Source organism: Tardiphaga sp. 866_E4_N1_4, from assembly GCF_052076075.1.
GTDB classification, from domain to species: domain Bacteria; phylum Pseudomonadota; class Alphaproteobacteria; order Rhizobiales; family Xanthobacteraceae; genus Tardiphaga; species Tardiphaga robiniae.
Genome location: NZ_CP197242.1, coordinates 670,583 through 689,317, shown reverse-complemented (window position 1 = coordinate 689,317; position 18,735 = coordinate 670,583). Strand labels below are relative to the sequence as shown.

Sequence of the window (18,735 nt, the reverse complement as noted above, 5' to 3'; positions counted from 1 at the left end):
TCGGCGGTATGTGGACGTTGCGTAATTACGGGGAGGCGCATTTCAATGACCCAGAACGATCCGACCGATCACGCCCTCGCGGCCATTGCGAGCATTCTCGACCGCAAGGAAGCGGAATCGCAAGTGGCCGAACACAGCGACGCCGAGCCCGCTTCGATTACCGTCGTCACTGAAACCGTGGTCACCGAGACTGTATCCGTCATGGTCGCCGCCGAACCCGAAGCGCCGCTCGTCGAACACGAGTCGCCCTCCACGGTTCCAGAGGCCCTCGAGGTCGATGGCTACTCCCGTCTCGGTCCGGGTCCGCTCGATGCCATCCGCTTTCGCTGGACCGCACGCCGCGACGACGATGGCCAGTATTTCGTCGATGAAACCATCGGCAGTTCGCGGCCGATTTCGTCAGGCCCGATGCCGCGTGACGAAATCATCGATTTCATCGATGGGCGCGAGCGCGCCGCCCGCGATCGTTTCGAGACGCTGAAGAGCCAGATGACCGTGGGCAGCAGCGCCTCGCGTTACAGCGACTACTGACGAAAGCCGGTTTCAGGCGACGCCGCCGTCCAGCGGCGGCGTTGGGGCCTATCACGCTGCCTCAAACAGAAGATGTCCGGCGCAGGATTGAACCACTTCTTCAGTCGGCGCCACACACCAAAGCAATTGCAATTCCCCCTGAGTGACGCGGATCACAGTGTTCCGGCGCATCCGCGGCTCGGTTCAGGGGCGGGATTTCAACCGCTTTGGAGGACACATGAAGCCGCTCTTCGCCCTCGCCGCTATCCTGCTGACCAGCACCGCCGCTCAGGCTGGCGACAGCTACTCGTTCGACATCGGTGGCCGCACCATTACCATCGAAGCGCCAAGCGACTGCAACTCGACGGACTGCATCTCGGTTTCCATTCCCGGCGTCTACGAATATGGCACCAAGCGCAGCAAGCGCGAGCGTGACCGCGAGACGCGCGAGCAGGCCCCCAACACTCCGCGATCCGAACAGACGGCCAAGCCTGTGGAGACGCAGAAGCCCGTCGTCGCCCCAAAGGAGGCGGCAACTCCGGCGACACCTGTCACGCCATCCGTCGCGGTGGCCCCGCAGCCTGCCCCGGCTCCCGCGCCTGCCGAGAAATCTGCACCCTCTACGGTCATCGCCAACGCAACGCCCACCGATCCAGTCGACAAGCAGGGTGCGCCCGCACCGGTTACGCCTGCCGCCGCGGCAACGCCGCTCGGCATCTGGATGACCGAGAAGAAGGAGGGCAAGGTTCGCATCGAACAATGCGGCGCCAATCTGTGCGGCTATTCGATGAATGCCAAGACCGAGGCCAATGGGGAGAAGGTGCTGATCAACATGAAGCCCGGCAACAACAAATGGGCGGGAAAGATCTTCGATCCGAACAGCGGCAGCACCTACGAATCGACCATCGCTCTGAAGGGCAGTGACACGCTGCGCGTCCAGGGCTGTGCCTTCGGTGGCATGTTCTGCGGCGGCCAGACCTGGACGCGGGTGAATTGATCCCAGCAGACGCGCTCATCGATTGAAAGGTCCAACATCCCCTGTAAGCTGATCGTAACGCGGTGCGCCCCTGAACGGTGCGCTTCGCGATACAAACGGGGGAGACGTCATGATCCGGATCACCGCCGCCTGGCTTGCGGCCTGCCTGCTGCTTGCCGCGCCCTTGCATGCACAGACGCCAGTTGCTGCGCCCTCACCGTCCCGCCTCGACGATATCATCGCCCGGGGGACGCTGCGTGTTGGATTGACCGGCGATTACATGCCGTTCAGCGCGTTCGATCCTGTCACGACATCGTTCAAGGGATTCGACGTGGAGATGGCGGAGGCGCTCGGAAAGGCACTCGGCGTCAAGGTCGACTATGTGAAGACCAGCTGGCCAAAACTGTCAGCAGACTTTGCGGCAGACCAGTTCGATGTGGTGATGGGCGGCGTGTCGATCACCCTCGACCGGCAGAAGAAGGGCGTGTTCTCGATACCCATCATGCGCGAGGGCAAGACGCCGATAGCGCGCTGCGCCGATGCAGGGAAATTCGGCACGCTCGCGGAGATCGATCGGCCAGGTATCAAGGTGATCGTGAATCCGGGCGGCACCAATGAGCGCTTTGCACGGGCGCATATCAAATCGGCCGAGATCACCGTCTTCAACGACAATACCCGCATCTTCGACGAGATCGCACAGGGCCGTGCCGACCTGATGATGACCGATGCGTCAGAGACCCGCTATCAGCAGAAGCTGCATCGCGGCGTGCTCTGCGCTGTGCACCCGGACACGCCGTTCGATTTTGCCGAGAAGGCCTATTGGCTCCAGCGCGATGTGGCGTTGAAGGCCTTCGTCGATCAGTGGCTGCACATCATGCAGGAAGACGGCAGCTTCCGTGCGACCGTCAACCGCTGGTTCGAGTGACCGGTGGCAATCGGTGCGCCGGACACTAAGCCGGCGCACGCGATGTGACGGCACTATCCATTACGGAACGCGTAGCCATATCCATTCAGCGCCGGCGCGCCGCCGAGATGTGCATAGAGCACCTTGGATCCTTCAGGGAAGTAACCCTTCTGCACGAGATCGATCATCCCCTGCATCGATTTCCCTTCATAGACAGGGTCCGTGATCATGCCCTCGAGGCGCGCGCAGAGACGGATGGCGTCCTTGGTCTCTTCCGATGGCACGCCATAGACAGGATAGGCGTAGTCCTCGATCAGCACCACATCATCCGCGACGAGGTCTTTGCCTAATTTGACCAGCTTGGCGGTGTTCTGCGCGATCTCAAGTACCTGCGCCTTGGTCTGGGCCGGCGTGAAAGAGGCGTCGATGCCGATCACCCTGCGCTGGCGGTCGTCCTTCGCGAAGCCCACCAGCATGCCGGCATGGGTCGAGCCGGTCACAGTGCAGACGACAATGTAGTCGAACGCGAAGCCGAGTTCCTTCTCCTGCGCCCGGACTTCTTCGGCAAAGCCGACATAGCCGAGCCCACCGAATTTGTGCACGGAGGCACCGGCCGGAATGGCGTAGGGTTTGCCGCCCTTTGCCTTCACATCCTCGATCGCCTCTTCCCAGCTATGGCGGATGCCAATGTCAAAGCCTTCGTCGACGAGCTGCACATCCGCGCCCATGATCCGGCTGAGCATGATATTGCCGACACGGTCGTAGACGGCGTCCTCATGCGGCACCCAGCTCTCCTGCACCAGCCGGCACTTCATGCCGATCTTGGCCGCAACGGCCGCGACCATGCGTGTATGATTGGACTGTACGCCGCCGATCGATACCAGCGTATCGGCGTTCGACGCGATGGCATCGGGGATGATGTATTCGAGCTTGCGCAGCTTGTTGCCGCCATAGGCCAGCCCGGAATTGCAGTCCTCGCGCTTGGCGTAGAGTTCGACCTTACCGCCGAGATGGGCCGAGAGCTTCTCCAGCTTCTCGATATAGGTGGGTCCAAAGGTGAGCGGATAGCGTTCGAAGCCTTCGAGCATGTGACACCTGTTGTCGTGAAAACTGGCGGTACAGCTAGCATTTTCGGCGCGGAAGGTGCTTTCAAAGATATGGCTGTGCTCTGCAATATATCGTGCCATATCCATCTAAACTGGAAGTAAGATGCATTAAATTCCAAAAATTCGGAAGATTCTTTCATGGCAGAAAATCTGGATAAAATCGGACTTCGCATGCTACATTTGCTGCAGAAAGACGGGCGTTTGAGCAATGCTGATCTGGCGGCCAAGGTGAATGTCAGTCCCGCCACCTGTCATCGCCGCACGCAGCAGCTGTTTGACGAGGGCTATATCCGGAATACGCGCGCCATCATTGCGCCCGAGAAGGTCAACCGCGGCGCGCTGGTCATGGTCGGTGTCGTGCTCGATCGCTCGACGCCGGAAAGCTTTGCAGTATTTGAAAAGGCGGTGGCCAAACTGAGATTCGTTCTCGATTGCCACCTGGTCGCCGGCGACTTCGACTATTTCCTAAAAATCCGCGTCGGCGACATGGCCGATTTCAATCGTATCCACGGCACGCAGCTCATCGCGCTGCCCGGCGTCCGTCAGACCCGAACCTTTTTCGTTATGAAAGAGGTGGTGGACAATGCGCCGCTAGACTTTTGAACCCAGCGTCGTCCTCGTACCCGGCAATGCCTGGCCGTCCTAGCCGACCGGCTTCGCATATTGTTCGTCGCTGACCTTTTCCATCCAATCCGCGGTCTTGCCGTCGAGCGCTTCCTGCATGGCGATATGGGTCATGCCAGTGGTCGGCGCCGCGCCGTGCCAGTGTTTCTCGCCCGGTGGAATCCAGACGGTGTCGCCCGGCTTGATCTCGACGACTGGCTGGCCTTCGGTCTGAAAGCGCCCGACGCCGTCGATGACATAGAGCGTCTGCCCGAACGGATGCGTGTGCCAGGCGGTGCGTGCGCCGGGCTCAAAGCTGACGCGGAAGGTCACCAGCCGCGCCGGCGCTTCGGCGACAATGACCGGATCCTGCCAGACCGTGCCTGTGAAGTATTCCTCTGGCGCCCTTTTGGTCGGGCGCGAACCTGCGGGGAAAAGCTTCATGGCACGGTCTCCAATCTCTGGCCCTCATGGTGAGGAGGCGCGCGGCGCCGTCTCGAACCATGAGGGATGAACACTCCCTCGCCCTTCGAGACGCGGCCAAGCGGCCGCTCCTCAGGATGAGGGTATCGAGTTGGTTGATTACTTCTTCGACGCGGCGTAGCGCGCCTTGGTCTCGGCATTCATCGGATACAGGCCGGGTAGCGTGGCGCCGTTATTCACCTCGTTGACGATCCAGGCTTCCATGCGCTCCTGCTCGGCGCCTTCGGCGAGGATGAGATCGAGGAAGGCCTTCGGGATCACGACAGCGCCGTCCTGGTCGGCGACGATGACGTCGTCCGGGAAGATGGCAACGCCGCCGCAGCCGATCGGTTCACCCCAGCCGACAAAGGTCAGGCCGGCAACTGACGGCGGAGCGGCATAGCCGTCGCACCAGACCGGCAGATTGGTGCCGAGCACGCCTTCGATGTCACGCACCACGCCGTCGGTGATCAGCGCAGCGACGCCGCGCTTCTGCATGCGGGCGCAGAGGATGTCGCCGAAGATGCCGGCGTCGGTGATGCCCATGGCGTCGACCACGGCGATGCAGCCTTCCGGCATGGCTTCGATGGCGGTGCGGGTCGAGATCGGCGACGACCACGATTCCGGGGTCGCAAGATCCTCGCGCGCCGGCACAAAACGCAGCGTAAAGGCCGGACCGACGAGACGGGGCTGACCGGGGCGCAGCGGCTTGGCGCCGCGCAGCCAGACATTGCGCAGGCCCTTCTTCAGGAGAACGGTGGTGATGGTCGCGGTGGTGACCTTCGACAGGGTGGCAATGGCTTCGGGTGTCAGGGACATACGCAGGGCTCTTCAGGTCAGAGGGTGCAGGACGTTGGACTTACGGCGGCGCATCTTGCGGTGGAATGCCAGCGCGTCAAGGGCTGCCGTCTCAAAGCGCCATGCAATGTGATGAAACCTCTGCGATCAGTACGGCTTATCGCCAACATGCGTATTAATTTATTGAAGATGCACGGCTATTTTTAGATTGCGAATTCCACTCGCTGGTAAAACGCGCTATGCATGGTCGTCCAATACTGACGTTGTGAGGCCATGGTCGCAGCTCTCTCCCCGCCCCGCATCCTCCCCAGTGGCGATGCTGCCATCACCGTCGAATTCAGCCGCACCATCGACGAGGAAGCCAACCGCCGGGTGCTGGCGCTCGACAAACTCGTCGCGTCGGCCGGCCTTGCTGCCGTCACCGAAACCGTGCCGACCTATCGCTCCCTGCTGGTGCATTACGATCCCTTGCAGATTGGCTTCGATGCGCTGGGCGAGAAACTGACCGAATTGGCGCTGCAGCCGCTGCCCGAAGCCAAGGCGGCACGACGTTGGCGCATCCCGGTCGCCTATGGCGGCGAAAACGGCATCGATCTCGAAGACGTCGCGAAGGCGCTCAACATCACGCCGGACGAGGTGGTCGCACGCCATGTGGGCGGCGACTACAAGGTGGCGATGATCGGCTTCACGCCGGGCTGGTCCTATCTCAGCGGGCTGCCGAGTTCGATGCAGATGTCGCGCCGGCAGAATCCCCGACTGCTGACGCCGCCAGGCACGATTTCCATCGGCGGCATCCAGACCGGCGTGCAATGTCTTGCCGGCCCCAGCGGCTGGCATCTGCTCGGACGGACCGCCGTGCGCACCTATCAGCTCGGCCGCGATCCCATCTTCCTGCTTGAACCCGGCGACGCCATCACCTTCGCCGCCGTCGACGAGAAGACATTTGCCGAGCAGGACCGCGCGGCCGAGGCCGGCGCATTCGTCGCGGAGCTGATCGCGTCATGAGCAAGCTCATCGTTACTTCCGTGAGCCCCGGCTCCTCAGTGCAGGATGTCGGCCGGTTCGGCGCACAGCGCTATGGCCTGGTGCCATCGGGCGCCGTCGATCGACTGGCGATGGCCGCCGCCAATGCCCTGCTCGGCAACACGCTGTTCGCCGCCACCATTGAACTCGGCCCGCTCAATTCAGTCTTCACCGCCAAAGGCGGCGCCGTGCGTGTGTCGCTGACCGGCGCGACACGGCCGGCCGATATCGCGGGCACCCCCTTCAACGTCAATGCATCCGTCACGCTGGCTGATGGCGAGAGCCTCAATCTCGGCGTCGCCCGCGCCGGCACCTTCGGCTATCTCGCCATCGAAGGCGGCGTACGCGGCGAGCCGATGTTCGGCAGTCTCGCCGTGAATGCCCGCGCCGGTCTCGGCAGTCCCTATCCGCGCCCGCTGCAAGCCGGTGACGAATTGCTGGTGGCGGCTGCGAGCAGCGCCAACGAGAAGCGCATCGATTTGCCTGCGCCGGCCGAAGGTCCGATCCGCGTGGTGCTTGGACCGCAAGATGACGAATTCGGTGACGCCAAGGACCTGTTCCTCAGCAGCGAGTGGAAGATCTCCGCGACCAGCGATCGCATGGGCTATCGCCTTGAAGGCCCCGTCATCAAACATCTGCACGGGCACAACATCGTTTCCGACGGCACAGTCAATGGCAGCATCCAGGTCCCCGGCAACGGCCAGCCCATCGTGCTGATGCCCGACCGAGGCACGTCAGGCGGCTATCCGAAAATCGCGACCGTGATCTCGACGGATCTCGGCCGGTTCGGCCAGACCCAGCCGGGCCGCGCTTTCCGCTTTAAAGCCATCACCATGGCCGAGGCGCAGGCGGAATACCGCGCCTTCGCCGAACTGCTGCAGAGCCTGCCCGGCCGTGTCCATGATTCCAACATCCTGATGTTGGACATCAAGGCGCTGCTGTCGTCCAATGTCGCTGGTGTCGCCGTCAGTGCAACCGATGACAACACGTGGCAGGCACCGCAGACGGCAGACGCGCAAGACTGATTCCGAATCCTACTCACGAAAGAGCACGACCATGGCGACCATCGATCTGAACTGCGACCTCGGCGAAAGCTTCGGCATGTGGGAGATGGGCAACGACGCCGCGATGATCGACCTCGCGTCCTCCGTGAACATCGCCTGCGGCTATCATGCCGGCGATGCCGATGTGATGCGCAAGACGGTGCAGCTCGCCAAGGCGCGCAACGTCAAGATCGGCGCGCATCCCGGCTATCGCGACCTACACGGTTTCGGCCGCCGGCCTATCGTCGGTCTCACCGCACTCGAGATCGAGAACCTGATCGCGTACCAGATTGGCGCCTTGCAGGCGATCGCCGCTATGGAAGGCTACAAGGTCACCCATGTGAAAGCTCACGGCGCGATCTCCAACGTCGCCTGCGAGGACGACATGACCGCCCGCGCCATCGCCGCCGGCATCAAGGCGGTCGACCGTAACCTGACCTTTGTGGTGCTGGCGAATTCCAAGCTCGTGACCGCGGGCGAAGCCGCCGGACTCCCTCTGGCACATGAAGTGTTCGCCGACCGCGCCTATGAGGACAACGGCAATCTCGTCTCGCGCAAGAAGCCCGGTGCGGTGCTGCATGATCCGGTGATGGTTGCTGATCGTGTGGTGAAGATGGCACAGACCGGCGAGGTCATCTCGATCACTGGCAAGGTGATCAAGATGAAGATGGACACGGTGTGCATTCACGGCGACACGCCTGGTGCGGTGGAGCTGGGACGGCACGTGCGAGATGGGCTGAAGGCGGCGGGGATCGATGTGGCGCCGTTCAAGACGGCGCTTTAGAACTCCATCGTCATTCCGGGGCGCGTGCGACTTCGCACGCGAACCCGGAATCTCGAGATGAGACCGCCTCTCGGCCGCACGCTACGTCGAGCCGATGAACATATCGGGATTCCGGGTTCGCCCGCGCAAGGTGCGCGGCCGCCCCGGAATGACGAGATTGGGGCTACCGATCGTTCAACATCCCCTCATGTGGCAGTCCCTCGATCGGGCATTCCTCGACACCGACCGTCGGCCGCGTGAAGGCCTCGACATTCTCCCGCGCCTTGTCGGGATTGTTGACCCAGTTCGCGTAGAAATCGAACGGACACGCCGCGACGCCCTTGTTGCTTTCGCCGGAATTGATCGTGCCGGTGTAGCCGCGATGCAAGAGCTTGAAGAGATGGTTCTCCGATTGCCCGGTACGGCGCGCGTCGCGGATCAGTGACTTCGACAGCGCCGCATATTGAATGCCGTAATCTTCCTCGCCGCATTCGCCGAGCGTGCGGCCATCGAAACCGATGATCGCCGAATGGCCGAAATACGAATAGACGCCGTCGAAGCCTGAGGCATTGGCAACGGCAACATAGGTATTGTTGGCCCAGGCCATCGCCTTAGCCATCAGCACCTGCTGGTCCTTGGCGGGATACATGTAGCCCTGGCAACGCACGATCAGTTCGGCGCCCTTCATGGCGCAGTCGCGCCAGATCTCGGGATAGTTGCCGTCGTCGCAGATGATCAGCGAAATCTTCAAGCCCTTCGGCCCCTCGGAGACATAAGTGCAATTGCCGGGATACCAGCCTTCGATGGGCACCCATGGCATGATCTTGCGATATTTCTGAACGATCTCGCCCTGATCGTTCATCAGGATCAGCGTGTTGTACGGCGCCTTGTGCGGATGCTGCTCATGGCGTTCGCCGGTCAGCGAGAACACGCCCCAGACCTTGGCCTTGCGGCAGGCCTCCGCGAAAATCTCGGTTTCCTCGCCGGGTACGATCGAGGCGGTCTCGTACATTTCCTTGGAGTCGTACATGATGCCCTGGGTCGAATATTCCGGGAACACCACCAGATCCATGCCGGGCAGACCGGTCTTCATGCCGACGATCATGTCGGCGATCTTCTGCGCATTGGCCAGCACCTCGGCCTTCGTGTGAAGCCGCGGCATCTTGTAATTCACGACGGCGACGCCGACCGCGTCCTTGCTGGATGAAATATCGCCGTGATGCATCTGCGCTGGTCTCCGTTGCCGGGCGATGGTGGGCCGACGGAGGGAGACCGGGAATACGTGGATTTACGGATGTGCGGGTTGTGGCTCTGGCGACAGCGAGACGTCCTCGATGCAAACACCGTCATGGCCGGGCTTGTCCCGGCCATCCACGCCTTTACTGCTTGCGGCACAGACGTGGATGCCCGGGACAAGCCCGGGCATGACAAAGTTTAAGTAGCAATTGCCGGGTCTGGAGAGTCTACAGGCCCGCACCCTTCCCGATCGCATCGTTGAACGATCGATCCACGATCGCATTGGCATCGAGCTTCTGTTTGATCAGTCCGCTGCGCAAATAGAGATCGATGGTCTTCTGCTCATCCGCGGCGACGCCATCGTCGATCGGTGCGATGCGGATTTTTGCGCGTGTCAGCCAGTTCAGCGGCACCGACGGCGCCACGTTCATCAGCTTGCCCCAGGTCTGCGCATAGGCGTCCGCGTTCTTCAGCGCCCAGGCGCGGGCCGCGGTGAGGCGGCGGAGATAGTCCTCGAGCTCGGCATGCTTGTCGCGGATAGCATTCGGCGTCGCCACGACAAAGCTCAGCCCCGATGTCAGGCCCTCGGCATTGAGCAGGACGCGCGACTGGAACAGCACCTCTTCCTGACTCACATAAGGCTCCCAGGTCGACCACGCATCGACTGAGCCGCGGGTATAAGCGACCTTGGCGTCCGATGGAGCGAGGAACACGATCTGCACATCGCTCGCCGTCCAGCCCTTTTGTTCCAGCGCGGCGAGAATGAGCTGATGCCCGATCGAGCCGCGGCCGGTGGCGATCTTCTTGCCCTTCAAATCGTCGAAGCTCTTGATCGTCGAGTCCTTCGGCACCAGCACGGCGAGGCCGTCGCCGGTCTGCCGGATCGCACCGATTGCCTTGACCGGCACATTGGCCGCTGCGCCAAAGGTGAAGGGCGCATCGCCGACCAGCCCGCTATCGAGTGCGCCGGCACCGAGCGCTTCCAGCAGCGGCGCTGCCGCGGCGAACTCCTTCCACTCGATCTTGTAAGGCACGTCCTTCAGCACGCCGGATGCTTCCATCACGGCGCGCGCATTGCCCTTCTGGTCGCCAACGATCAGCGTGGTCTCGGCGTGGGCGGAAGTGGCAAACGCCGCGAGGATCAGACCGGCGGCGAGAACAAGCCGTTTCATGCTGCGACAACTCCCTTGGCGGCGTCACGCGCCGCAATCAGCTCACGGGTGCGCGGGATCAGTTCGCGGCCGTAATCGATGGCGTCGATCAGGGGATCGAAGCCGCGGATCAGGAAATGGCTGACGCCGAGATCGTAATAGTCGGCGAACACTTCGGCGACCTGCTCGGGCGTGCCGACCAGCGCGGTGGTGTTGCTGTTGGCGCCGGTGAGCGCCGCCATCTCGGTCCACAGCCGCTTGTCAATGCGGGTGCCCTGCTCGGCCAGAGCCAGCAGGCGCTTGGCGCCGGCAGTGGCATGGCCATCGGCCGGCTTGCGATAGCCGGTCTTGTCCTGCAGCGCGGTGGCGCGGGCGAGAATGTCGTCGGCCTTGGCCCAGGCTTTCTCCTCGGTGTCGGCGATGATCGGACGCACCGACAGGCTGAAACGCGGCGCCGGACGACCATACTTGGCAGCAGCGGCCCGCACGCGGCCGGTGACGTCGCGCACCTGCGCATAGGATTCACCCCACAGCGCGAACGTATCGGCATGTTTGCCCGACACGTCGATGGCCGCATCTGACGCGCCGCCGACGAAGACATGGATCGGCACGGTCGGCTTCACCTGTGAAAAGCCGCCCTCGACCTGATAATACTTGCCGGCATAGTCGAATGGTTTCTCGCTCGTCCATTCCTGCTTGATGATGTCGAGCCACTCGCCGGTGCGTGCATAACGCTCGTCTTTGTCGTCAAGCGTATTGCCGTCCTGCCGCAGCTCCTTGGCATTGCCGCCGGTGATGACATGCAGCGAGACGCGGCCATGGTGGAAATTCTCGATGGTGGCGAGCTGGCGCGCCAGCACCGTCGGCGCGGTGAAACCCGGACGCTGCGCGATCATCATCTTCAGCTTCTCGGTGACGCCGAGCGCATGCTGGGCGACCTGCAGGCCGTCCGGCGTGGTCGAATGGAAGGCGAGTAGCGCGCGGTCGAAGCCGGCGAGCTCATGCGCCTTCGCGACGGTCTCGATATAGGCGGGATCGAGGATCGGACCGGAGCGGACGCGGGTTTCGGATGCGTCATTATTGGTGATGAAGCCGATAAATTCGACGGACATGGGTCTCTCCACTTCCTGCTGTTGTTCAGATGCCGAGCGCGATGCGTCCGGCGGAAATCTTGGTGCTGTCGTCCTGCGGCGTGTGCACGCGGCCACACAGCACGTCGCGATAATGCCGCTCCAGCGGATTGGCACGGGTCAGTCCGTGATTGCTGGTCAGCGACAGCGCGTCCTCGACGACAGCCACGGCATTATTGGTAACCGTGAGTTTGAGGATATTCGCCTCGACCGACGTCAGTGCGACACCCTCATCGATGTCGCGTGCAAACGTATCGAGCAGCCGCGCATTAACCGCGAGCTTCACCTCGATACCGCCGACAATCTCCTGCGCTCGCGGTAGCGTCGCCAGCGGCGCGCCGAGGCTCGATGGCGTGCGGGTCTTGAGAAAGTCGATCAGCCAGTCGCGAGCAGCGCGTGCAACGCCGTCATAGACGGCGCCCACCAGCACAGCCTGGATGGTCGCCTGCGACACATCCGGCGCACCCCAATCACTGGGACGGCGCAGATCCACTTCATGGTCGAGCGGAAGGAGCACGTCGTCGAACACGACGTCATGGCTGCCGCTGGCGCGCAGACCGAGATGATCCCAGGTCTCGACGATCTCGGTGTCTGGCAGACCCGCCGGCACCAGAAAGACGCCGACCCGCACTTCCGGCTCGTCCGTCTTGGCCCATACAGTGTACCATTTGAGGATCGGCGCACCGGTCGAATAGATCTTGCGGCCGGTCATGCGCCAGCCTTCGGCCGTGCGCTTTGCTGTGGTTTGAGGCAGACCACCCCGCGATGGCGATCCCTGATCAGGCTCGACGCGCAATGCGTTGATCAGCGCCAGACCATTCACGGCGTCCCGCGACACCCGCTGCGCCAGATGCGCAGGCCAGTTGCCATTCCGCGTGATGACCAGATGGTGGATATAGTGCATCGCCAATACAAGCGCGGTCGCGGCATCGGCCTTGCCAACCGCGTTTACGACGCGCGCAGCCTCGCGCACCCCGGCGCCCACGCCGCCCAGCGCCTTTGGCACCGGCAGCGCCAGAAGGCCCGCCTCGGACAGTTCCTGAAAATTCTCGAATGGAAAACTTGCCGCACGATCATGCGATGGCGCTCGTTCCGCAAATCCTGGAACGAGCAAATTAACTCTGTCAATAATGCTGGGAACCGCGTCCATATTGTATTGCTTTCGGCTTCTCTAACCCTAGAGAATGCCGTTCGGCAGGCGTTACAAGCGGTACTCGGAAATAACGACAGCGGGACTGATGGGCCTCAGACCCACAGGTGAAAATTCTCTCCGGTGACCTCAGGCGAGAATTTTATTCGCGCGATTTTGAAGCCCGATTCAGGAATCTGCCGCCTTGCCCCGACTGCCGGCGATATGGCTCGTGAGCTTCTGCGTCACCTCGCGCCGCAACGCGTTGAACTCCGGCGATGCGACATCGCGCGGGCGCGGCAGATCGACCTCGATTTCGCAATCGATCCGGCCCGGCCCCGCCGACATCACGATGACGCGATCCGCCAGCATCACGGCTTCCTCGACCGAATGGGTCACGAAAATCACAGTAAGGCCGGTGGTGCGCCAGATCTCAACGAGTTCCTCCTGCAGCTTGCTGCGGGTCAGCGCATCCAGCGCGCCGAACGGCTCGTCCATCAGCAGCACGTCGGTGTCGTTGCTCAGAACTCGCGCGATGGCGACGCGTTGCTTCATGCCGCCGGAGAGCTGGTGCGGGTAGCGATCGGCGAAGGCGGTCAGTCCGACCATGGCCATGAATTTGTCGGTGAGTTCGCTCACGACCTTGCTCGCGACACGGCGATGTTTGGGGCCGAAGCCGATATTGTCGCGAACCGTGAGCCATGGAAACAGCGCGTAATCCTGGAACACCATACCGCGATCTGGCCCCGGCTTGTCGACCGGAAAGCCGTACATGGTGACCGAGCCCTCAGTCGCCTTCTCGAAGCCGGCGACGATACGCAGCAATGTGGATTTGCCGCAACCGGACGCGCCGAGCAGGCAAACGAACTCGCCTTTGCGGATGGTCAGATTGACAGCGCGCAACGCCTCGACCGGACCGTTGGAGGCTTGATAGATTTTCCTGACGTCGCTGACCTCGAGGATATCAGGCGCAGTTGTCGTCGGTCGATCAAGCATGATGCTGCGGGCTCCACCGGAGGAAGTAGTTGCTGAGCATCAGCAGGATGCGATCCGACACGAATCCAGTGATGCCGATGATGATCATGCCGGTGATCACGAGATCGGTGCGCGACAGTGTGCGGCCATCCATGATGACAGCGCCGAGCCCTTCGGGCACGCCGGTCATTTCGCCCACCACGATCAGTATCCAAGCGAAACCGGCACCGAGACGAAGGCCGTTGAAGATGCTCGGTAGCGCTGCCGGTAAAACGACGGAGCGGAACTGCTGCGCGCCGCTGCAGCCGAGCATTTCCGCAGCCTCGAACAGCCTGACATCGACGGATCGCACCCCGAAAACCGTATTGAGCAGGATCGGAAAGAACGCGCCGAGAAACACCAGGAAGATAGCCGCGCGCGGACCTAGTCCGAAGAAGATCATCGACAGCGGCAGCCATGCCGTGACCGGGATCGGCCGCAGCAGCGACAGCGTGGGATCGAGCAGCTTGCGCAGCAGCGGCATGCGCCCGATCATCAGCCCGAGCGGAATGCCGACCGCCGCCGCACAGAGAAAGCCGCCATAGACACGCTGCACGCTTTTCCAGAAATGGATCGGCAGGCTGGCGCTGTAGGCGTCGTCATAGATTCCGCCGAAAGCGAAATCCCACATCATCACGGCAACGCCATAGGGCGACGGCACCAGTCGCGTGCCGGTCCAGCGCACCATGACGTCCCAGACCACCATCAGGCAAACCGGCACGATCAGCGCGAGCGCAACTGTGCGCGCCCGCTGCACGCCCTGCCCGCGCTTCCCGGCCGCAGGCACCGGCGGGGTCTCCGCTGCCGGCGCAAGCTGTACGCTGTTGGATGTATCGTCCATCGTGCTTTGCAGGCTCACGACGCGCTCACGTAGCCGCCAGCGCCTTCACGAAGCTGGCGTCGATGAAGGTCTTGTAGTCCGGCAACTGCCGGATCTGCTTCTTGGCCAGCATCTGGCCGCCGTAATATTCTGCCTGCTTCATGAACTGGTCGTCGATATTCCAGGTCAGCTCCACATTCGGTGCGGCCTTCTCGATCGACGGCTTCTGCTGGCCGAGCTTTTGCATGGCGATGGCGATAAAGGCCTCGCGGTCCTTCATGGCATATTCGCTGGCCAGGCGGTGGGTCTTGAGCAGCGCCTTGATCAGTTCCGGATCTTTCTCGATCAGTTCGCGGCGGGTGGCCAGCACCATGTTCAGCGAACCGGTCGGCGTGGTGTAGGGATATTCGACGATCTGGCCGACGCCATTGGCGAGGCTGATGCCTGGCCCGGGCTCGGCGCCCACATAGGCGTCGATGTCGCCGCGGGCGAGCGCCGGCGCCATGTCGCTGAACGACAGACGCACGGACTCGACATCCTTCACGGTCATGCCTTCGGCGGAGAGACGATCGAGGATCACGACTTCCTGGGTCGAGCCCGGCAGGATCGCGACCTTCTTTCCCTTCAGGTCCTTGATCGTGTTGATCCCGGAATCTTTCTTGGCGACGACCGCCATGCCCCGATTGCAGGCAGATGCGATGACGACAACCGGCTCGCCATTGGCGCCGCCGAGCGTCGCCGCGGCAAAACCGAAGATGCCGAAATCGACAGTGCCGGTCACGACGGCGTTCTTGCCGTCGGTCGGGGTTTCAAACGGGATCACCTCGAACTTGACGCCATCCGGCGCGAATTTCTCGTAGAAATACGGCGTGACGCCGTGAATGAGCTTCAGCGTTCCGATCTTGACCACGCGGTCGGCGGCGAAGGCCTTGATGCTGGTCGTGGACAGCGCCGCGGCAATGGCCGCCAGGCGGATGAAATCACGTCGGTTGGTGCTGTACATGTCATTCCCTTGGGCTGAACCGTGTGCCAGCCCAAAAGGAATGCAATAACCATGCCTCGTATACAGCTATCGGTGGAGCGTGCCCTCGCCCGCAACGGACCATATTCGGGACGAGCTCACCACGTCGCGTCCAGCCCGAGCAGTCCCAGGATCTGCCGTCGCAGCTCGGCCAGATGCGGATCGCCGCGATGGCGCGGATAGGGCCGGTCGACCGTGATATCCGCCGTTACCCGCGCGGGACGATCGCTGAACACGATGACGCGGTTGGCGAGAAACAGCGCCTCCTCCACGTCATGGGTTACCAGCAGTGCCGTGAAGCCGTTGCGCTGCCACAGCGAGACCAACTCGGCCTGCATGGTGATGCGCGTCAGCGAATCCAGTTTGCCAAGCGGCTCATCCAGTACGAGGATACGCGGATCGTTGACCAACGCCCTTGCAAGCGCGACACGCTGTGCCATGCCGCCCGAGAGCTGATGCGGATAGGCTTTCTTGAATGCGCCGAGGCCTACGAGATCGATCGCCGCATCGACGCGGTGACGCTGCGTCTTGAGTACGCCCTGCGCTTCCAGCCCGAGCGCGACATTGTCCCACACCGTCCGCCACGGAAATAGCGTCGGATCCTGAAACACCACGACGCGGGACGGATAAGGTCCGGTGATGGCAACGCCATCTTCTTCCAGCGCGCCGGCACGCGGCGGCTCGAGACCCGCCACCAATCGCAGCAACGTGGACTTGCCGCAACCGGAGGGGCCAAGCAGCGCTACGAACTCGCCGGGCGAGACACTGATGCTGACATCGTCGAGCACCGGCAGCACGCTGCCGTCGATATCGAAGGCGTGGCTGACACCCTTGATGTCGAGCGACGCGCCGGTCGCTACGGGCTGAAACGGCTTTGCCAGAGCTACCATTTGACGACACCCTTCTGCCAGACCAGCAGGCGGTCGCGCACCTTGAACAGCAGCGTGATCGCGCCGGAGCAAAGCAACGACATCACGATCAGCGCCGCATACATGTTGTTGTAGGACGCCCAGCCCTGCGCCCATTGCAGATAGAAGCCAAGCCCGGCCTTGACGCCGATCATCTCGGCCACAACCAGCACCGCGAAGGACGCACCGAGCCCCATGAACAGACCGACGAACACATGCGGCAGCGCCGCCGGGATTGCGACCTTGGTCACCAGGAAAGACGGCTTGGCGCCGAGCGTTCGTGCGACGTCGTAATAGGCGGTGCTGACGCTGGCTACGCCCGACCAGGTCAGCACCGTCACCGGAAAGCCGGTGGCCAGCGCAATCAGAAACGTGCTGGCGCTCCAGGCGGACGGGAACGTGAAGAACGCGATCGGCAACCAGGCCGTCGCCGGCAACGGTCCGATGAAGCGCAGGATCGGATGCACCCAGTAGCCCGCGAGCCGTGACCAGCCGATGGAGACGCCGGTGAAGAAGCCTACGACCGCGCCGATGAAGTAGCCACCAAGCTGCAGCTTCACCGAGGCGAAAGCGCTATCGAGCAGTTTCGGCAGGTCGTCGGTATAGACCTCGACGATGGACTGCGGTGGCGGAAAGAACGGCAGCGGCAGCCAGCCGAATTTCGCCGTCGCAAGCTCCCACAGCGTCAGGAACGCTCCCAAGGCAAACAGCCAGGGCGCGCGTCGCTGCACGCCGTCGCCGAACTTGCCGAGCGCTGCCTGCGCTGTGGTTGCAATCGCGATGCCGCCAGCAATCGCGAATGCCGTATAGGCCACTGCTTCGGTGCGTGGCCAGTCGCCGATATCCGGCCATCGCAGGCACGACAGGCCGAAAGCCAGCCAGGCGAGCCCTGCCCCGATCCCCGTGATGCTGAAACGAAGCTTGTTGACGAATTGAAGTCCACCATCGCCAGCAATAAGCGCGGTCTCGCGGTCACCGCCAAGCGATGAGATCTCAGACGCGGAATACGTCGGCATAGATGCGCTCCGCGAATTTGGTGGTGTCGGTTGACGGCTTGAATACCGAAACCGTCTTGAGATCGTCGGCGTAGGATTTCAGCTCGCGCTTCAGCGCATCGCCGACGGGATGGTGATGATGGGTGTGATACTTCACCATGCCCAGCAGATCTTCGATGGTCGCATTCTTCGGCGCATAGGGCTGGAACGACTTCGCCGCCTTCTCCGGATTCTGCGACGCGAACATCGCAGCATCGAGCAGCGCCTGCGTCAGGCCGCGTGCGACCAGAGGATCGTCACGCAGCAGGCTGCCACGCACGCCAACGATGCAGCAACTGATATCCTTGTAGGGGCCATCGAGATTGGAGCCGACTTCCTTCAGTTCGCCGTCCTTGAGCCAGAGATAGGCCAGCGGATCGGAGGCGAGCCCGATCTGTGCCTCGCCCTTCTCCACGGCGAGCCGCACCAGGTTGCCGGGATATTGCCGCCACTCGACGTCCTTGTCCGGATTAAGTCCGGCTTTCGCGAGCTGGATCGAGAAGAAGTTCTTGTCGGGGCCGGCCATATCGCCGACGGCGATGGTCTTGCCCTTGAAATCCGCAACGCTCTTCACTTCCGACTTCGCCGGCGCCAGCGCGCGCAGGCAGCCGCCATGGGTGCCGGCGACGATCTTGACGTCGAAGCCCTGTTCCAGCGGCTTTAGCCAGCGCAGCGCCATACCCAGGCCCGCATCGGATTTCCCGGTGGCAATAGCTTCGAGAAGCTGGTCCGTCGAGCCGCTGTAATTGACCAACTCGACGTCAAGGTTCTGCTTCTGGAAGAAACCATGATCGATGGCGACCGGCAGCGGCGCAAGGCAGACCGCGCCGGCATTCCAGGAGAGCTTCAATTTGCGCGGTGCACCGGTGAGCACGGGCGCCTCCGATGCGGTCCTGCAGATCGGAAATTCGGAAAAATCGATGGGTGGCGCCTGCCGAAACGGAAACGCCTGCGCGCCCCATACGCCGAGTGGCGCGGCCAGTGCGGCTGCAGCGCCGCCGCGCAGCAGCGACCGGCGATCCATCAGCGGCTTGCGGTTGTGATCATCGTTCGACATCTGGTCTCCTTGCGATCGGCGCAGCGCTGCCCATGGCCGCAACGCAT

Annotated in this window: 20 protein-coding genes; 7 read left to right on the top strand and 13 right to left on the bottom strand. The window is 62.5% G+C overall.

Annotated features, from left to right (window positions below):
• Positions 1-45: 45 nt before the first annotated feature.
• The 3 genes from AB8B20_RS03495 (at position 46) to AB8B20_RS03485 (ending at position 2,411) form a co-directional block, all read left to right on the top strand.
• Positions 46-531, top strand: coding sequence for a hypothetical protein (locus AB8B20_RS03495; protein ID WP_439071707.1), 486 nt, complete (start codon positions 46-48; stop codon positions 529-531).
• A gap of 217 nt (positions 532-748) precedes the next feature.
• Positions 749-1,507, top strand: a complete 759-nt coding sequence (locus AB8B20_RS03490) for a DUF2147 domain-containing protein (protein WP_439071706.1) — start codon at positions 749-751, stop codon at positions 1,505-1,507.
• Positions 1,508-1,616: 109 nt separating this feature from the next.
• The gene (locus tag AB8B20_RS03485; RefSeq protein WP_439071705.1) at positions 1,617-2,411 is read left to right on the top strand and encodes a transporter substrate-binding domain-containing protein; all 795 of its coding nucleotides are present in this window, start codon (positions 1,617-1,619) and stop codon (positions 2,409-2,411) included.
• A gap of 53 nt (positions 2,412-2,464) precedes the next feature.
• Here AB8B20_RS03485 and AB8B20_RS03480 read toward each other — a convergent pair whose 3' ends face one another.
• Positions 2,465-3,478 (bottom strand): 1-aminocyclopropane-1-carboxylate deaminase, encoded by a 1,014-nt coding sequence (locus AB8B20_RS03480; protein WP_439071704.1) that lies wholly within the window; start codon positions 3,476-3,478, stop codon positions 2,465-2,467.
• A gap of 156 nt (positions 3,479-3,634) precedes the next feature.
• Between AB8B20_RS03480 and AB8B20_RS03475 the strand changes: the two genes are divergently transcribed.
• Complete coding sequence (locus AB8B20_RS03475; protein ID WP_439071703.1) at positions 3,635-4,099, top strand: Lrp/AsnC family transcriptional regulator; 465 nt, start codon at positions 3,635-3,637, stop codon at positions 4,097-4,099.
• Positions 4,100-4,138: 39 nt separating this feature from the next.
• Here the strand turns inward: AB8B20_RS03475 and AB8B20_RS03470 are convergent, their stop codons facing one another.
• Positions 4,139-4,543 (bottom strand): (R)-mandelonitrile lyase, encoded by a 405-nt coding sequence (locus AB8B20_RS03470; protein ID WP_439071702.1) that lies wholly within the window; start codon positions 4,541-4,543, stop codon positions 4,139-4,141.
• 138 nt (positions 4,544-4,681) lie between these two features.
• Positions 4,682-5,380 carry a ribonuclease activity regulator RraA gene (locus AB8B20_RS03465; protein ID WP_089264363.1) on the bottom strand — a complete coding sequence of 233 codons (699 nt, stop codon included), beginning with the start codon at positions 5,378-5,380 and terminating at the stop codon, positions 4,682-4,684.
• Positions 5,381-5,632: 252 nt separating this feature from the next.
• Here AB8B20_RS03465 and pxpB point away from each other — a divergent pair, with 252 nt between their 5' ends.
• Genes pxpB through AB8B20_RS03450 form a run of 3 tightly spaced genes read left to right on the top strand, consistent with a single transcriptional unit; the run spans position 5,633 to position 8,209 of the window.
• Positions 5,633-6,364, top strand: a complete 732-nt coding sequence (gene pxpB / locus AB8B20_RS03460) for a 5-oxoprolinase subunit PxpB (protein WP_068731715.1) — start codon at positions 5,633-5,635, stop codon at positions 6,362-6,364.
• Positions 6,361-7,407, top strand: a complete 1,047-nt coding sequence (locus tag AB8B20_RS03455) for a biotin-dependent carboxyltransferase family protein (RefSeq protein ID WP_439071701.1) — start codon at positions 6,361-6,363, stop codon at positions 7,405-7,407. The genes pxpB and AB8B20_RS03455 overlap by 4 nt, the downstream gene beginning before the upstream one ends.
• A gap of 31 nt (positions 7,408-7,438) precedes the next feature.
• Positions 7,439-8,209 carry a LamB/YcsF family protein gene (locus AB8B20_RS03450; RefSeq protein ID WP_309948961.1) on the top strand — a complete coding sequence of 257 codons (771 nt, stop codon included), beginning with the start codon at positions 7,439-7,441 and terminating at the stop codon, positions 8,207-8,209.
• A 163-nt stretch (positions 8,210-8,372) separates the two neighbouring features.
• Here AB8B20_RS03450 and AB8B20_RS03445 read toward each other — a convergent pair whose 3' ends face one another.
• From AB8B20_RS03445 to AB8B20_RS03400, 10 genes are all read right to left on the bottom strand, one after another.
• On the bottom strand, positions 8,373-9,413 hold the full coding sequence (locus tag AB8B20_RS03445) for an aliphatic amidase (protein ID WP_439071700.1): 1,041 nt from the start codon (positions 9,411-9,413) through the stop codon (positions 8,373-8,375).
• A gap of 238 nt (positions 9,414-9,651) precedes the next feature.
• Positions 9,652-10,596 carry an ABC transporter substrate-binding protein gene (locus AB8B20_RS03440; protein WP_439071699.1) on the bottom strand — a complete coding sequence of 315 codons (945 nt, stop codon included), beginning with the start codon at positions 10,594-10,596 and terminating at the stop codon, positions 9,652-9,654.
• Positions 10,593-11,687: an LLM class flavin-dependent oxidoreductase gene (locus AB8B20_RS03435; protein WP_439071698.1), complete on the bottom strand. Its 1,095-nt coding sequence runs from the start codon at positions 11,685-11,687 to the stop codon at positions 10,593-10,595. The genes AB8B20_RS03440 and AB8B20_RS03435 overlap by 4 nt, the downstream gene beginning before the upstream one ends.
• Positions 11,688-11,712: 25 nt before the next feature.
• A complete protein-coding gene (locus tag AB8B20_RS03430; protein WP_439071697.1) occupies positions 11,713-12,855 on the bottom strand; it encodes an acyl-CoA dehydrogenase family protein in 1,143 nt (380 codons plus the stop codon).
• A 168-nt stretch (positions 12,856-13,023) separates the two neighbouring features.
• The gene (locus tag AB8B20_RS03425; protein ID WP_439071696.1) at positions 13,024-13,830 is read right to left on the bottom strand and encodes an ABC transporter ATP-binding protein; all 807 of its coding nucleotides are present in this window, start codon (positions 13,828-13,830) and stop codon (positions 13,024-13,026) included.
• Positions 13,823-14,689, bottom strand: coding sequence for an ABC transporter permease (locus AB8B20_RS03420; RefSeq protein WP_439071695.1), 867 nt, complete (start codon positions 14,687-14,689; stop codon positions 13,823-13,825). The genes AB8B20_RS03425 and AB8B20_RS03420 overlap by 8 nt, the downstream gene beginning before the upstream one ends.
• 25 nt (positions 14,690-14,714) lie before the next feature.
• Positions 14,715-15,671, bottom strand: coding sequence for an NrtA/SsuA/CpmA family ABC transporter substrate-binding protein (locus AB8B20_RS03415; protein ID WP_439071694.1), 957 nt, complete (start codon positions 15,669-15,671; stop codon positions 14,715-14,717).
• 116 nt (positions 15,672-15,787) lie between these two features.
• Positions 15,788-16,579, bottom strand: a complete 792-nt coding sequence (locus AB8B20_RS03410) for an ABC transporter ATP-binding protein (RefSeq protein WP_439071693.1) — start codon at positions 16,577-16,579, stop codon at positions 15,788-15,790.
• Positions 16,573-17,613 (bottom strand): ABC transporter permease, encoded by a 1,041-nt coding sequence (locus AB8B20_RS03405; protein ID WP_439071692.1) that lies wholly within the window; start codon positions 17,611-17,613, stop codon positions 16,573-16,575. The genes AB8B20_RS03410 and AB8B20_RS03405 overlap by 7 nt, the downstream gene beginning before the upstream one ends.
• Complete coding sequence (locus tag AB8B20_RS03400; RefSeq protein WP_089264376.1) at positions 17,591-18,688, bottom strand: ABC transporter substrate-binding protein; 1,098 nt, start codon at positions 18,686-18,688, stop codon at positions 17,591-17,593. The genes AB8B20_RS03405 and AB8B20_RS03400 overlap by 23 nt, the downstream gene beginning before the upstream one ends.
• Positions 18,689-18,735: the final 47 nt, after the last annotated feature.